The organism is Streptomyces sp. NPDC051310 (assembly GCF_044455245.1).
Lineage (GTDB): Bacteria > Actinomycetota > Actinomycetes > Streptomycetales > Streptomycetaceae > Streptomyces.
Genome location: NZ_JBITEO010000006.1, coordinates 148,070 through 162,574, shown reverse-complemented (window position 1 = coordinate 162,574; position 14,505 = coordinate 148,070). Strand labels below are relative to the sequence as shown.

Here is a 14,505-nt window from a genome sequence, read left to right as displayed (position 1 = left end):
CGGTACCGTACGAGAACGATGGTTCTCACGCAAGGGAGCGGAGCGATGGACCACGGACCCGCCCGCGAGCGGATCCTCGACGCCGCCGAGGAGCTCTTCTACGCCCGGGGCATCCAGGCGGTCGGGATGGACGCCGTCCGCGCGGCGTCCGGTGTGACCCTGCGGCGGCTGTACCAGCTCTTCCCGTCGAAGGGCGCCCTGGTCGAGGCGTACCTGCTGCGCCGCGACGCGCGCTGGCGCGGCGCGCTCGCGTCGTACGTGGACGCCGTGGACGGGCCGGCCGGCGAGCGGGTCCTCGCGGTCTTCGACTGGCTGGGCCGCTGGTTCGCGGAGCCGGGCTTCCGGGGCTGCGCGTTCGTCAACTCCTTCGGTGAGCTCGGCGGAACCGCGCCGGAGGTCGCCGAGGCGGCGCGGGGCCACAAGGAGGCGTTCCGCCGCTACGTCGGCGAGCTCGTGGCGGAGGCGGGGGGCCCCGGGGCGACCGGCGCGCACATCGCCCTGCTCGCGGAGGGCGCGATCACGACGGCGGCCCTCACCGGCTCGTCCGCACCCGCCGGCGAGGCACGGGAGGCGGCGCGGCTGCTGCTGACGGCGGCACCCCGGTGAGGTGGCGGCAGCGGGGGCGGGGCGGTGACCGGGTGAGGGGACGTGGACCGGCACGGGGCGGTGACCGGGCGAGGGGGGTGGACCTGCACGGGGCGGGTGACCGGGGGGTGCGGCTGGTGCAGTCGGTGGCTACCGGTGCTCGGGGGGCTGGAGCGGCGCGTCCTGAGGGACCTGGACGGGGCCCCGGCGGCGTACGCGCGAGGTGAGCAGGCCGCCCAGGAGGCCGGCGACGATGCCCCAGGCCAGAGCCAGGCCGACCATGGCCCACAGATGCGGTCGCAGCACCACCGCACCGCTGAACGCGTCCACGTCACCGATGATGATCATCGACAGTCCGTACCGTGCCGAGACGCGGGTCAGTGGGACGATCACCAGCATCGTGAGGGCGAAGGCCACGCCCAGGTGCACGGCGTGCTGCCACAGCCGCGTACGGGCCGGTGAGCGGAGCGACATGACGCAGGCGGCGCCCAGCAGCAGGACGCCGGCGACCGGGACGAGCCACCAGGCCCGGGAGTCCTGCTCGGCGAGGCTGCCCACGTCGACGGTGGCCTCCGGCGAGCTGCGCAGCACCGCGTCGAGGATCCTCGGCATGGGCAGGGCGAAGGGCCCCTCCGCCCTGCCGTCCCAGGCGCCCCCGATCCCGACGCCGAGAGCCGGCCACACCACGTTCGGCAGCCCGAGGAGGATGACCGCGAACGTGTCGGCGGGGTGCCCCCGGGTGGCCGCCACGACGAGGCCCGTGAGCACGCCGATGACGACGTACGCGAGGACCAGCAGCAGCATCGCGAAGGCGGCAGGGCGCACGGGTTCCTGCAAGCGCAGCAGCCGCGCCGGCAGAGCGGCCGTGCGCGAGACGAGCAGGGCGACGAGCAGCACGCCGAGCACCCACAGCAGCCCGAACAGCAGGGTCCGCCCGAGGTCGGCGCGGAAGCCCAGGGTGGGGGTGGCGCCCAGGAAGTCCAGGATGTCGCCCGCGATGTCACCGGCGATGTCGCTCGCGTCGATGGTGAAGCTGTGCCGGGCGAGGGCGGTGATCGCGGCGAGCGCGCCCAGCCAGAGCACGGTCGTCCGGGCGATGCGGCCGAGGAGTTCACCGGCGCTCGTGACGGCGTGGCGGCGCAGGGGGCGGAGGAAGACGGCCCCGGTGGCCAGTGCTCCGGCCAGGGTCACCGAGAGCGGCATGGCGGTCAGTTCGGCTTCCGTGCCGGCGAGCACCCCGGCGTCCCCGGCAAGTTCCACCGAACCGCCGGCCGCCATGACGACGACGGCGGCGACGATGCTGGGGAAGGCACCTCCGGGGAGGTCGGCGGCGCCCGCGGCCCACAGGCCGAGCGCGGCGACGACGGCCATCGCGGCCACTCCCGCGACCACCGCGAGGAGGGCGTCGCCCCAGGCACGTGCGGCATGGTGGGCACCGCTGTGCGCGGCGCCCGGGTGAGGGACCTGAGGGACCTGACGGCTCACGCTGGTCACGTTAGGGGGGCGGCGGGGCGTCCGCCCGCGGGGCGCGGCCGTTCGGCACCGCGCCGGTGTCCCGGCTTGCGGGTGCCGCCCGCACGCGGCACACAATGAGCGCGGAACGGAAGGAAGGGGAGCAATCGTGACGTCCCAGCCGCCTCCCGATCGTCCGGCGGGCCCCCCGCCGGGTCCGCCGACGAACCCGCCACCGGTGCCCGTACCCGACCCGGCGTCCCGCTCGGCGGGGGGTCGCGGGGACGGCGGGCGCGGGGAGGGTGGTCACGGGCGCGGGCCGCGGTGGCGGTCCGGACCCGAGGCCGCGGCGGTGGTCGGCGTGCTCGCGGTGTCGGTGGTCCTGGCGCTCGTCCTGCCCGGCCGGGGCGGCCACGGCGACGTCACCCGGGAGGTCAGGCTCCAGGGCTCCGCCGAGCCCGGTGACGACCGCTTCACCGACTCGACGGATCCGCAGCGCGGCGCGCGGGTTCCGCCGGCCGCCCGGGGCACCTCGCCCGGTGCGGACGGCGGGCACGCGTCGACCCGCGGTGCGGCGGACGGACTGTACGGAGGCACCCGGAACGTGCCCGCCTGCGAGGTGGAGCGCCAGATCAGCCGCCTCGGCGCCGCGCCCGCCAAGAACAGGGCGTTCGCCGTCGCGGTGGGTGTCGAGCCGGTCGCCGTCCCCCGCTACCTGCGCTCCTTGACGCCGCTGCGGCTGGTGCGGGACGCATGGGTGACCGACCACGGCTACCGCAGCGGCGAAGCGTACCCCTACCAGGCCGTGCTGCAGGCGGGCACGGCCGTCCTGGTCGACCGGCTCGCGGTGCCCCGCGTGCGGTGCGCCTGCGGCAACCCGCTGTCCGAGCCGGACGGGGAGGGCCGGTACCGCCCCACGGGCAACAGGTGGACCGGGTTCTCCCTGGCGCGGACGGTGCGGGTGAAAGCCGCGGAGAAGCCGGTGGACGCCTTCGTCATCGCCGACCTCGCGGTTCCCGGCCGGCGGATCGTCCGTCCCGCGGGCGGGACGGGGCACCGGTTCGACCGCGCGGCCCCGCCACCCGCGGTCCCCGCCACCGCCACTGCCACCGCAGCAGCCCCGACCACCCGGCCGGCCTCCGCACCCGCCCCGGCAACCGGCAGCGGCAGCGGCACCCGCACCGGCAGCGGCACCGAGTCCGACCCCGGCCCGGCTCTCCCGCCGGGTCCGGTGTCCTGACCGGCGAGGACCGCGCGACGCATGCCCGGGACAGACGCGGCACGACCCGCGCACGGCGAGCACGGCAGGCCCCCGACCCGGGCGGACCGGTGGGCGGCGTTCAAGAGGTCGCCGTTCCTCCCGGCGGCCGTGCTGGTGCTGATCCTGGCCGCGGCCGCGGCGCTGTTCGCCGGCTCGTACACGTACACCATGGCCAACCCGACACCACGTCACATCCCGAGGGCACTGGTCGGACCGGTCGACACCGTGCAGGGCCGGCGGTTCGTCGCCGGCATGGAGAAGGCGCTCGGTGCCTCGCTGGAGATGCGCCGGTATGCCGGTGACGGGGACGCCCGCCGCGCAGTGGAGGAGCAGGAGGTCTTCGCCGTCCTGACGGTGCGGCAGCGGGGTGTGGAGCTCGACGTGGCCGGGGCGGCGGGCGCGTCCGTGGCGCAAGTGCTGGCCGAATCGGGAGCGGCGGCGAGCCGGGCGACGGGTGTGCCGGTCAGGGTCCGCGACATCAAGCCGTCGCAGCCGGGCGATCCGCGGGGGCTCGCGCTCTTCTACATCTCGCTCGCCGCGGTCATCCTCGGCTTCGTGGGCGCCATCCAGCTGAGTGTGCACGCCCGGGCCCTGAACCCGGCCGAGCGCATCGCCTTCACCGCGGCGTACGCGCTGCTGGGCGGATTCACCATCGCCGCCACCGTGGACTGGCTGCTGGGAGCCCTGGACCTGCCGTTCGCGGAGTCGTGGCTGATCCTGGCGCTGACCATGTTCGCCTCGGGCATGGTGTTCACCATGTTCAACGCCCTGATGGGGCGGTGGGCGATGCTGCCCACGTGGGGGCTGATGGTGCTGCTGGGCAATCCGTCGTCCGGTGGCGCGGTCTCCTGGCCGCTGCTGCCCTCCGCGCTGGGGCACCTCGGGCGCTGGCTGCCGCCGGGTGCCTCGGTGAACGCCCAGCACACCGCCGTGTACTTCGGCGGGCACCAGCATCCGTTCCCGTTCGCTGTGCTGGCCGGATGGGCACTGCTGTCCTGCGGGGTCTTCTGGGTGTGGCGCCACCGCCACCCGGGCGGCCGCGACCGGGCACCGGCGCACGCGGCGTCCTGAGGCTCCGTCCTGAGGCCCCCGTCCGGAGCGGCGACCCGGGGGCGGCGGCCCGAGGCGGACGGCCGGCTGCGGTGTCACACCGTGAACGGCTGCTGCTCCAGGAACCGGTCGGACGGCCGGCCGGCCAGGTGGAGGTTCGGGCTCTGGATGGGCGGCATGCGGCGCACGATGTCGCGGTGGAACGCACGGTAGCCGCCGCGGAACCCGCCGCCGTTCCAGACCTCCAGCAGCGTCCCGGTGAACAGGCCGTTGACGGGGCCGTCCGAGGCGAGCTGGTTGTCCTGGCACGCGGCGATGAGCAGGGCGCTGGCGGCGACCTCCCCGTCCCGGTCGCGCAGTTCCCGCTGGAGCTTCTGGTAGAAGTCCTTGTCCCGCTCGTAGACCTCGTGCTGCTTGGTGACGGGCATCAGGCGCGCCGTCTGCTCGATGCGGGCCGGGTCCCGGGTCTGGAACTGCTGCTCCATGGCGTCGGGGGTGAGCAGTTCGCGCACCTCGATGCCGGTCCCGCTGTGGCAGCAGTCGAGCAGGGTCAGGATGCGCACGCCCTCGGCGAACCGGCCGAATTCCCGGTGCAGTTCGTCGTCGAGGAACTCGCGGTCGTAGAGCACGAGCGTCTCGTCGAGCTCGTCGGCCTCGTCGTCCGGGCGCAGGGTGTTCGGCACCTGTCCGCCGTGGCCCGAGTAGGTGAGCAGGAAGATGTCGCCGTCCTTCAGCCGCCGGGCGGCCTCGCGCAGCTCGGCCGTGACGTTCTCCACGGTGCCGTCGGCGGTGAGCAGCGTCGTGTCGGAGAAGCCGGCTTCGCGGGCGGTCCGGGCCATGTCGCGGGCGTCGTTCTCGCAGGCGACGAGCGCTCCGTCCCAGCCGCCGTACCGCTGTGGGTCGACCGTGTTCAGTCCGACGTGCAGGGAGAGGCCAGTGGCCATGGGGGCTCCTGGTGCGGGATGCGGGCGGGTTACGGAGGGATGTGCGGGTCGCACGGGTGCGCGGGGCCGTACGGGTCGTACGGGCGTGCGCGGGGCGCGGGTCGTACGGGCGTGCCGGAGGGGACGTGTGCCGCTCGGATGCGTTCCATGGCCCGCGCCCGGCCGAACCCGGCCGTTCGGGTGGCGTCCGCGCCCGACGGCGGCCACCCTGTGCGTCCGAGGCCCCGCAAGGCGCCCGCCGACCCTCGCCATCTTCCGAATACGCAGGTGAGCGGCGCGTGATAGCGGGCTCATGACCGCCTTGCGGGGGGCCTGGCTGGGTGTGAATATGACAAAGAGGGGGAGAGAGGCGTCCTCTCTGCTCTGGTAGGTGGCCGCATGCCTCTGGCCGAAACGGAATGGGACCTCGTGACCCTGTGGGTGCGCGAGTACCTCCTGGACACGACCGATCCGCACACCGGGCTCGCCCAGGCGGGGTTCCCCCCCGACTTCGTCGCCGCACTGCCGCTGACCGCGGTCAGCGGCGAGAACGCCCGCACGCTCGTCCGGGCGTCCCGCCGGGACATCGAGCGCCAGCTGCGGCTCGTCGAGGCCGTCGCCGCCACCGACCGCCTGGCCGTCCGGCCCGAGGTCGCCAAGGCGCACGAGTTCCTGGAGCGCCTGAGGGAGGACGTGCGCGTCCACACCTCCCAGGACAGCTTCCGCACCCTCGTCCTCAAGAACGGCACCGAGGCGTTCATCGACCGCCAGGACCTGCGGGAGACCCTGCGCCGCTTCGTGCAGGACCCGGACACGTCGGTGCTGATGGTCGACGGCGAGCCGGACAGCGGCCGGTCGTACACGTACCGCCTGATCCGGCACGTCGGGCAGCACTGCGGCTTCCGCCCCGCGCGGGTCACCCTCTCCCCCACCTCGACCGCCGGCCGCGTGGTGCGACGGCTCGCCGAGTTCGTCGCCGAGCCGCGCAGCGCGGTCGCGCCGTTCGACCCCGCCGAGCTGGACGACCTGCTGCCGTCCGTCGAGGACGCCGTCCACTGGGTGGTGCGCCGGGCCACCGACGCGGAGGACACCTTCTGGCTGGTGCTCGACGAGTGCGACAAGCTCGACGCGGGCTCCGACGTGTGGGACCTCATCGGGCAGCTGGCCCTCGCCATCTACGAGCACGCCGCGGTACGGGGCGACCAGGCGCCGCGGCTGGTCCTCCTCGGGTACGGGCCCACGATGCGGCAACTGCCCTACGACGTGCGCGGCAGCGTGTGCCGCGATACCGCCAGGGTCGCGGACCGCGCCGATCTGCGCGCCTTCTTCGAGCAGTACTTCCGCGAGTGCCCGTCCGCCGCGGTGAGCTCCCTGCCCGCGGGGCCGTCCCGGGACGCGGCGGTCACCGCGCTGGTGGACGTGGCCGTCGAGGAGGTGCTGCGTGCCGCCGAGCAGGGCGGCGGCGAGAGCTACATGCGCAGGCTCTGCACGGCGGCGGAGGGGGCGATCCGTGTCTACCGGGGCCTCTGACGGCATCCGCGGTCCCGACCGGTCCGCGCCGGGAGCGGCGGGTCCGGCGGGCGCGGCGAGCGCGCCCGGAGCGCCGGGAGCGCCGGACGCAGCCGGTTCGGTGGAGGCCGCCGGTTCCATGGGGCCGGCCGGTTCGGTGGAGGCCGACGCATCGGTGGAGGCCGGCGCGGCTCCCGGTGCCGCCGGGCTGCGGGACCTGTTCGCCGCCCGGCTGCGCGCGGAGCTGCGCGGCGAGGGAAGCGACGCACCGGCCGTGGCGGACGCGCGCCGGACCTACCGTCAGGCGGCCGCCCTGCTGAGCCGGTTCGACCCCCAGCGGCTCCGGCTGCCGGAGAGCGCCGGGCCCGCCGGGGCAGCGGAGTCCACCGGGCCCGCCGGACCCGCGACCCTGGAGCTGCTCGACGACTGCACCGCCGTCGGCGGCCGCGCCAGCGGCCTGTGGACCCTCAAGCCCGCGGTGCGGGAGGAGGTGCTGACCGGCCTCGCAGGCCCCGGGGCCGCGCTGCGGCTCCTGGAGTGCAACGCCCACCAGTTCGCCGACGAGCCCGGCCCCGAAAAGGTGTGCCTCGCCTATCTCTCGGGCCGCCCGCCCGACCCGGCGCGGCAGAACGCCGCCGAGCTGGCCGACACGCTCCAGGCGGTGCTGTGGCTCTCCCGGGTGCCAGGGGTGACGGGGCTTCCCGACGCCGCGGACGTCCGACGCGACCTGGAGCGGGCCAGGCTGCTGGAGCCGCTGGAGCAGCTCGCACAGGGCCCGTTCGAGGGGCGCGCCGACGAGCTGCGCGCGCTGGGCGCCTACACCGGCCTGACCGCAGTACCCGCCGGACCGACAGGGCCCGCCGGACCGACAGGGCCCGCCGGGCCGGGAGGAGCCGCCGGCCACGAAGGGCCCGTCGGTCCCCTCGTGGTCCACGGGCCGGGGGGCATCGGCAAGAGCACGCTGCTCGCCACGTTCCTGCTGGACGGCGTCCGGCACGTGACGCCGGGCTTCCCGTTCGCGTACGTCGACTACGAGCGCCCCACGCTGTCGGTGCACGAACCGATCACCCTCATCGCCGAGATGGCCCGGCAGCTGGGCGTCCAGTACCCGTCGCACCGCGCCGACCTGGACGCGCTGGCGGACGAGTGCCAGGAGGTGGCGGGCAACGAGCGGGAGGGCCAGGAGCGGGTGACCCAGCTGCACCGGCTCGCCACCACACGGGCCGTGCTCGGCCGCCGGTCGTCGCAGGAGTTCCACCTGCTGGCCGCCGAGCGGGAGACCACCCTGATGCGGGGCGTCGCCGAGGTCATGGCGCGGGCGGTCACCGGGGCCGGGCAGGCGAAGGCCCCGTTCGTGCTCGTACTGGACTCGTTCGAGGAGGCGCAGTACCGCGGCTCGCCGGTGCTCGGCCGTCTCTGGGCCATGTACACCGCGCTCTGCAGCGTCTACCCGCGGACCCGCGTCCTCGTCTCGGGCCGGGCGCCCGTGGGCCATCCCACGCAGACGGTGGCCTCGCACGCCATGGAGCTCCCCGAACTCGACCCGGAGGCCGCCGTGCGGCTGCTGGAGGCGTGCGGCGTCGACGACCCGGAGCTGGCGGGGCTGCTGGCCGACCGGGTGGGCGGCCACCCGCTGAGCCTGAAGCTCGCGGCCCGTGCCGCCGTACTCGCCGAAGCGGCGGCCGCGGCGGAGACCGGGCCCGGAGGGGCGGGTCCGGCGGGTCTGGGACGGGGCACAGCGACGGGACAGGTCGCCGCGACGGGGCAAGGGACCACGCCGGGGCACGGCACCACGCCGGGAGCCGGCCCCGCGGGCGGCGAGCTGCTGCGTGACCTGATCGGCAGCCTCCCGGCCCGCCGCCGGCGGTTCTTCCAGCGGGTCGACCAGATGCTGGTGCAGGGCGTCCTGTACGACCGCATCCTGCACCACATCGCCGACGACGACGTCCGGCGGCTCGCGCACCCCGGGCTGGTGCTGCGCACGATCACCCCCGAGATCATCAAGGAGGTCCTCGCCGGACCCTGCGGGCTGCGCGTGGAGACCATGGAGGAGGCCGAGCGGCTCTTCGACGAGCTGGCCCGCCTCGACCTGGTCGAGCCGGCCGGGCCCGCGGCGCTGCGGCACCGCCCGGACGTACGGTGCATCATGCTGCGGCTGCTGGGCGAGGACCGCGCCGGCACCGCGCGCGAGGTGGAGCGCCGCGCCGTGGACTACTACGCCGCGCGCGAGGGGCTGGAGGCGCGCGCCGAGGAGATCTACCACCGGCTGCGGCTCGGCGAGAGCCCGCGCTCGGTGGAGGAGCGGTGGCTGCCCGGGGTGGAGCAGTTCCTGACGGGCGCCGAACGGGACATGGACGCCCGGGCGGCCGGGCTGCTGAGCGCCAGGTCCGGCCGCAGTGCCCCGCAGACGGTCCTGGACGGCGCCGATCAGGAGGACTGGGAGCGGCTCGCGGCCCGCGAGATCGAGGACCTGCTCGCGCAGGGGCTCGCCGAGGACGCGGTGGCCCGGCTCGCGGAGCGCCGCCCCTGGACGCCCTGCAGCCCCCTGCACGCGCTGCATGCCGAGACGCTCGACCGGCTCGGGCGGCGCGCGGAGGCCCGCGAGGTCGCCTCCGGCGCGCTGGGACCGGCCGAAAGCGCCGGGTGTGAGGAGCGGCAGCTGGAACTGCTGCTGCTGTCGGCGCGCCTCGCCGAGCAGGACGGCGACCCGGAGGGGGCGGACCGGTGTCTGCGGGTGGCGGAGGACACCGCCGTACGCATCGGACACGACCTGGAGGCGATCGGCGCGCTGCTGGCCCGCACCCGCCTGGCGCGGGGCCGGCCGGCGGAGGCGGGCGGGGCCGGGGAGGCCCTCCAGGAGACCCTGCGGGACGCCGACGACCGGCTGGCCCGGCGGCTGCGGGCGCTGCCCGACGCCATGATGGCCGACCAGCCGGAGCTCGTCCGCGCGGCGGCCTCGCAGGTCCACGCGCTGGACCCGGAGGCGCTCGGTCACACGCTGGAGGTGGTGGGCCTGCCGGCCGACGACGAGGTGCCGGACGTCCTCGGGGCGGCCGTCCGCCGGGCGGTGGCCCACCGGCCGGGCCTGCTGGGCATCGTGATGGACCTGCTGGGCGAGGCGGCGGGCCGGGCCCCGCGGCCGGCGGCGCCCCCGCCGTCCAGCATCACCGAACTCCTGCGGCTGGCGCGCGACCGGGGCACCCTCGACACGCTCGCCCGGCGACTGCTCGACGTGCGCGACGAGAGCGGCGAGATCACCGCGGGGGTGGCCGCGGCGATGGAGCTGGGCGCCACTGCGGCCCGCGACCGGCCGACCCCCGCACCCTGGACAGGACCGCCATGACCGCGTATCTCTCCCCCGACCAGCTGCTCGCCGTGCGGGACGCCGCCCTGGAGTCGGGGCTCGCCGACCCGTCGGTGCGGCCCCTGCTGTTCGACGGCGTGCTGCCGCGCTACCGCGGGACCCTGCCGGTGCTGGCCGCGCCCGGACGGCAGCTGCACTCGGACCTCGTGGAGATGAACCGTGTCGAGCGGCTCGTGGACGGTTCCGTACCGCTGGAGATCTGGCTGCGCAACGCCGTCGTACAGACCACCGAGGCGGCGCCGCTCGCCGTCTTCCAGCGGGCCCTGGACGACGTGGCACGGGACGCGAGCGGCGAACCGGACGTCCCCGACGTGGCCGTCCCGGAGATCAAGGAGCAGGTCGTCCACCGCGACGACACGGTTCCCTTCGGGTTCCTGCGCGGGGGCGACCTGGCCGGGACGGCGGTGGCCCGCGTCAAGGTCCCGCCGTACGAGGGGGGCGCGCCGCTCCAGCCGAACGGGTTCCCGCACTCCGGCACGGGCTGGCTGATCGCCCCGACGCTGCTCGTCACCAACCACCACGTGGTCAACGCCCGGAACAGCGGCGGTGGCGGCCGGCCGGAGGCGGCCCCCGACGACCTGCTCCTCCAGGCCGCGAACGCACGCGCCCGGTTCGACTACGACACGGACGAGGAGGAGACGGAGGAGGCCGCGTTCGAGGGGCTGCTCGCCGCGGACCGCGACCTGGACTACGCGATCCTGCGGCTGGCCGGCGATCCGGCCCGGCCGGTGCTGCGGCTCGCGCGGGAGGCGCCGGCCGTCACGCCCGGCGACTTCGTCGCCGTCAACATCATCCAGCACCCTGGCGGGCAGCCGAAGCGGGTGGCGCTGCGCAACAACCTCGTGTACGAGGCGGACGCGCGCGATCTGCGGTACTTCACGGACACCCGCGGCGGGTCCTCCGGCTCCCCGGTCCTCACCGACGACTGGCGGGTGGTGGCCCTGCACCGCGGGACGAAACGGGTCGAGGACGTCACGTTCCAGGGGAGGGCGGCCGCCTTCGTGAACGTCGGCACCCTGATGGCCGCCGTGCTGAGCCACGTGGCGGCGACCAGCCCCGCGCTCCACGCGGAGATCGAGGCGGCACAACGCGAGTGAGGAGACGCAGATGACAGCCGGGAACAGGTCACCCGTGGCCACCGACGCCGAGCGGGTCTTCACGGACCTGCGCGCCGTCGCCGAGCGCGTCCGGGAAGAACTGGCGCGGGAGGTGCCCGAATCGGCGCAGGAGCTCGCGCCGCAGGAGCAGCCCGCGGGCCAGATCGCGCAGTTCGCCGAGCAGGAGCGGGCCAGGGTGCTGTCGGCGGGCGCCGACGGCCTGGAGAAGCTCGCCGAGGGGCGCGGGGACGAGCTCTCCGGCGAGGAGTCGTTCGGCCTGGAGGCGATCGTCCTGCTCGAAGGCAGGCCCGCGATCCTCGTGCAGGGCTCCGACTTCCCGTCGCAGGCGGGCGACTGGGCGGTCCTGGACGGCCACCGTGCCGCGATCCGGGAGACGCTCGCCCGGGTCGGCCGGGTGGAGGTCACCGGGCACGTCAGCCTGGACTGGGTCGGCACCGCCTTCCTCGTCGGCTCCGATGTGGTGATGACGAACCGTCATGTGGCGGTGGAGTTCGCGCGGTCCGACGGCGGCGGGTGGGGCTTCCAGCAGGGCATGGCGGCCCGGGTGGACACGGCCGAGGAGTACGGGGCGCTGCCCGGCGGCGGCCCCGCGTACGAGGTCACGGAGGTGGTGGGCATCCACCCGGAGGCCGACATGGCGCTGCTGCGGATCGCCCCGGGCGACGGCGCGGAGGCGCTGCCCGCCCCGCTGGCCGTGGCGGCGGACGCCCCGGCCGACCTGCCCGGGCATCCGGTGTACTGCGTCGGTTACCCGGCCTGGGACGGCAGGCGCAACGAACCGGAGTCGATGCGCCGGATCTTCATGGACGTCTACAACGTCAAGCGCCTCCAGCCGGGCACCGCGACCGGGCTCGCTCCCGAGCAGAACGTGATGAAGCACGACTGCTCCACCCTCGGCGGCAACAGCGGCTCCCCCGTCCTCGACCTCACCGACCACCGCGTCCTGGGCCTGCATTTCGGCGGCCGCTACGGCTTCGGCAACTACGCGGTGCCGCTGTGGCAGATGGTCGAGGACCCGCTCCTGGAACGGGCGGACGTGAACTTCGTCTGACGGCCGCGGACAGGCGGCCGCGGACGGGCGGCAGGGGGCAGGCGGCCGGCGGCCGGGGCCGTCAGCGCTTGCGCGCCACGTAGTAGAGGTTCAGCGGGTCGCCCTCGACGGAGCGCGTCGCGACGTCGGTGAAGCCCGCCTCGGCCAGCATGCGGCGGGCGGTCTGCTCGCCCCACACCGTGCCGAGTCCGGCGCCTCCGGTGCTGAGCGCGGTGGTCATGCAGTAGAAGAGCGAGAACCCGAACAGGGCCGGGCCCCAGGGGTGGCCGAGGTTCTCCTCCAGCCTGCTCGACGCGGCGATGTCGCCCATCAGGAAGGTGCCGTCCTCGCGGAGCGCGGCGGCGACGGCCGCCAGCGTGGGGCCCGGCTCGGCGACGTCGTGGATCACGTCGAAGGCGGTGATGAGGTCGTACGTGCCGGGGATGTCCGTGGAGTCGCCGACGATGAAGGTGACGTTGTCCAGGCCCAGCCGGGCGGCCTCCGCGCGGCCCGCGGCGATGCCGTCCTCGGACCGGTCCAGCGCGTGGAACCGGCTGTGCGGGAAGGCTTGGGCCAGGACGACCGGCGCGTGGCCCTGGCCCGTCCCCACGTCCAGGACGTCGATGCCGTCGCGCAGCCGCTCCACGACCCCCGGGGCGAGCGGGACGATGACGTCCACGAGGGCGATGTCGTACAGGCGGGCGCTCTCCTGGGCCTGGAGGGCCTGGAAGCGGGGGTAGGCGGAGTACGGTACGCCGCCGCCCGTGCGGAAGCACTGGACGACCTGCTGCTCGACCTCGCCCATCAGCGCGACGTACTGCATGACCCCGGCCATGTTGTCGGGGCCGGCCTCCGTGGTGAGGGAGGCGGCGTGCTCGGGCGGGAGGCGGTACGTCGCCGTGCCGGGGTCGTACTCGACGAAGCCGCCCACGACCATGCCGCCGAGCCATTCGCGCACGTACCGCTCGTCGAGCCCCGCGGCCCCGGCGATGTCCCGGCTGGTGGCGGGCGCGGCAGGGTGCTCATGGTGTCGAACAGGCCGGTCTGGTGGCCGACGCTGGTGAACAGGGCGAGGGAAGCGTCGTTGAGGACCTCGACCACCCGGGCTGCGAACGCCTGCTGCTTCTCCGGGTCCGGCACTGCGGGTTCCGTCACCATGTCCGTCGGCCCTCCCTCGGCCCGGCCAAGGCAAGGCCCCCGGGCGGTGGTGGCCGCCGCGGGGGCCCGACCCAGCAGCCCCATGAAGGCAGGGCGCTTGGAGTTAACGGGGCCGACTCTGCCAGGCGGCCGGCGGGCACGGCGCGGGGACGGGATCCGACGCGCGGGTGGCGTCACCCGTCCGGACCGGCGCCCGGTGGCGATCCGCCCGAGCCGCGGTCACGGGCCCGAGCCGTCCGGCGCCGCGTACGTCAGGCGGCCGGCAGACCGTGGTCGGCGAGGCGGCCCACGGTCAGGCCGTACGCACGGCACACGGCGACGAGTCCGGGCAGCGCGCCGAGCGTGGCGCGCCAGGAGCCCGGGGCGCTCACCACGTCGGAGTCGTGCAGCAGCACCGTCGCCCCGCCGCGCAGTGTCCGCGTCACCTCGACGAGGACGCTGTCGGGGGTGGCGTCGTGCGTCCAGTCGCGCCCCCACGCCGACCAGAGCACCGGCCGCAGGCCGGCGGCGTGCGCGGCGGCCCAGCGTCCGCCGGTGAGGATGCCGTAGGCGGGCCGGTACCACAGGGGCCGGTGCCCGGCGGCCTCCGCCACGAGGTCGGCGGTGCGGGCGAGGTCGCGGTGGTCGCGCACCGGCCGGGGCCACCAGGGGCGGTCGTGCCGCCAGCCGTGGACGGCGAGTTCATGGCCTTCGGCGGCGATCCGCCGCCCCAGCTCCGGGTGGCGCGCCAGCCGCTCTCCGAGCACGAAGAAGGTGGCGCGGACGGAGAGTTCGTCCAGGGCGTGCAGGAAGCGGGGCGTGCTCTCCGGGTCCGGCCCGTCGTCGAAGGTGAGGGCGACGCGCGCCGGGTCGCCGCGCCCGTCGAGCAGCGGCCACAGGCGCCCGCGCGGCCCGGGCAGCCAGGTGGCGGCGGGCCCGATGTGCCCTGCGGCCACGGCCAGCGACGCGGCCGCGACGCCCCGGACGACGGCGGGAACGCGCACCGTGCGGCGTGCCGCCACCGGGCGCATCAGGACCGCACGGGCAGCCACCGGGCCCGGACGGACCGCGCGCGC

Annotated in this window: 11 protein-coding genes and 1 pseudogene; 7 read left to right on the top strand and 5 right to left on the bottom strand. The window is 75.6% G+C overall.

Translation table 11 applies throughout. From position 1 onward, the window contains the following. Window positions 1-45 precede the first annotated feature (45 nt). The gene (locus tag ACIA79_RS11535; RefSeq protein ID WP_399427983.1) at window positions 46-606 is read left to right on the top strand and encodes a TetR/AcrR family transcriptional regulator; all 561 of its coding nucleotides are present in this window, start codon (window positions 46-48) and stop codon (window positions 604-606) included. Window positions 607-735: 129 nt separating this feature from the next. Here ACIA79_RS11535 and ACIA79_RS11530 read toward each other — a convergent pair whose 3' ends face one another. After that, on the bottom strand, window positions 736-2,070 hold the full coding sequence (locus ACIA79_RS11530) for a streptophobe family protein (protein WP_399427982.1): 1,335 nt from the start codon (window positions 2,068-2,070) through the stop codon (window positions 736-738). Between the two features lie 328 nt (window positions 2,071-2,398). Between ACIA79_RS11530 and ACIA79_RS11525 the strand changes: the two genes are divergently transcribed. Continuing rightward, a complete protein-coding gene (locus tag ACIA79_RS11525) occupies window positions 2,399-3,277 on the top strand; it encodes a DUF6777 domain-containing protein (RefSeq protein ID WP_399427981.1) in 879 nt (292 codons plus the stop codon). A gap of 21 nt (window positions 3,278-3,298) precedes the next feature. Further along, entirely contained in the window at window positions 3,299-4,369 is a 1,071-nt protein-coding gene (locus ACIA79_RS11520; RefSeq protein ID WP_399427980.1) for an ABC transporter permease, read from the top strand. 74 nt (window positions 4,370-4,443) lie between these two features. Here ACIA79_RS11520 and ACIA79_RS11515 read toward each other — a convergent pair whose 3' ends face one another. Further along, window positions 4,444-5,292, bottom strand: a complete 849-nt coding sequence (locus ACIA79_RS11515; protein ID WP_399427979.1) for a caspase family protein — start codon at window positions 5,290-5,292, stop codon at window positions 4,444-4,446. A gap of 378 nt (window positions 5,293-5,670) precedes the next feature. Here ACIA79_RS11515 and ACIA79_RS11510 point away from each other — a divergent pair, with 378 nt between their 5' ends. The 4 genes from ACIA79_RS11510 (at window position 5,671) to ACIA79_RS11495 (ending at window position 12,313) form a co-directional block, all read left to right on the top strand. After that, entirely contained in the window at window positions 5,671-6,801 is a 1,131-nt protein-coding gene (locus ACIA79_RS11510) for a hypothetical protein (RefSeq protein WP_399427978.1), read from the top strand. Between the two features lie 118 nt (window positions 6,802-6,919). Then, window positions 6,920-10,123, top strand: coding sequence for an ATP-binding protein (locus tag ACIA79_RS11505; protein WP_399427977.1), 3,204 nt, complete (start codon window positions 6,920-6,922; stop codon window positions 10,121-10,123). Continuing rightward, window positions 10,120-11,241 (top strand): trypsin-like peptidase domain-containing protein, encoded by a 1,122-nt coding sequence (locus tag ACIA79_RS11500; RefSeq protein ID WP_399427976.1) that lies wholly within the window; start codon window positions 10,120-10,122, stop codon window positions 11,239-11,241. Before ACIA79_RS11505 ends, ACIA79_RS11500 begins: the two co-directional genes overlap by 4 nt. Before the next feature lie 10 nt (window positions 11,242-11,251). Then, complete coding sequence (locus ACIA79_RS11495; RefSeq protein WP_399427975.1) at window positions 11,252-12,313, top strand: trypsin-like serine peptidase; 1,062 nt, start codon at window positions 11,252-11,254, stop codon at window positions 12,311-12,313. A gap of 61 nt (window positions 12,314-12,374) precedes the next feature. On the opposite strand, the gene ACIA79_RS11490 is transcribed toward ACIA79_RS11495, so the two are convergent. The 3 genes and pseudogenes from ACIA79_RS11490 to ACIA79_RS11480 all read right to left on the bottom strand — a co-directional run bounded on the left by ACIA79_RS11490 (window position 12,375) and on the right by ACIA79_RS11480 (window position 14,460). Then, window positions 12,375-13,250 carry a class I SAM-dependent methyltransferase gene (locus ACIA79_RS11490; RefSeq protein ID WP_399427974.1) on the bottom strand — a complete coding sequence of 292 codons (876 nt, stop codon included), beginning with the start codon at window positions 13,248-13,250 and terminating at the stop codon, window positions 12,375-12,377. An 86-nt stretch (window positions 13,251-13,336) separates the two neighbouring features. Then, window positions 13,337-13,450, bottom strand: a pseudogene (locus ACIA79_RS11485) (hypothetical protein); the annotation flags it as partial. 251 nt (window positions 13,451-13,701) lie between these two features. Beyond that, on the bottom strand, window positions 13,702-14,460 hold the full coding sequence (locus ACIA79_RS11480; RefSeq protein WP_399428120.1) for a polysaccharide deacetylase family protein: 759 nt from the start codon (window positions 14,458-14,460) through the stop codon (window positions 13,702-13,704). Window positions 14,461-14,505 lie beyond the last annotated feature (45 nt).

What these genes read in the sequence shown, in the direction of transcription:
- ACIA79_RS11535 (WP_399427983.1), top strand. Translation starts at nt 46, where the DNA reads ATGGACCACGGACCCGCCCGCGAGCGGATCCTCGACGCCGCCGAGGAG.
- ACIA79_RS11520 (WP_399427980.1), top strand. Translation starts at nt 3,299, where the DNA reads ATGCCCGGGACAGACGCGGCACGACCCGCGCACGGCGAGCACGGCAGG.
- ACIA79_RS11515 (WP_399427979.1), bottom strand. Translation starts at nt 5,292, where the DNA reads ATGGCCACTGGCCTCTCCCTGCACGTCGGACTGAACACGGTCGACCCA.
- ACIA79_RS11510 (WP_399427978.1), top strand. Translation starts at nt 5,671, where the DNA reads ATGCCTCTGGCCGAAACGGAATGGGACCTCGTGACCCTGTGGGTGCGC.
- ACIA79_RS11505 (WP_399427977.1), top strand. Translation starts at nt 6,920, where the DNA reads ATGGGGCCGGCCGGTTCGGTGGAGGCCGACGCATCGGTGGAGGCCGGC.
- ACIA79_RS11500 (WP_399427976.1), top strand. Translation starts at nt 10,120, where the DNA reads ATGACCGCGTATCTCTCCCCCGACCAGCTGCTCGCCGTGCGGGACGCC.
- ACIA79_RS11495 (WP_399427975.1), top strand. Translation starts at nt 11,252, where the DNA reads ATGACAGCCGGGAACAGGTCACCCGTGGCCACCGACGCCGAGCGGGTC.
- ACIA79_RS11480 (WP_399428120.1), bottom strand. Translation starts at nt 14,460, where the DNA reads ATGCGCCCGGTGGCGGCACGCCGCACGGTGCGCGTTCCCGCCGTCGTC.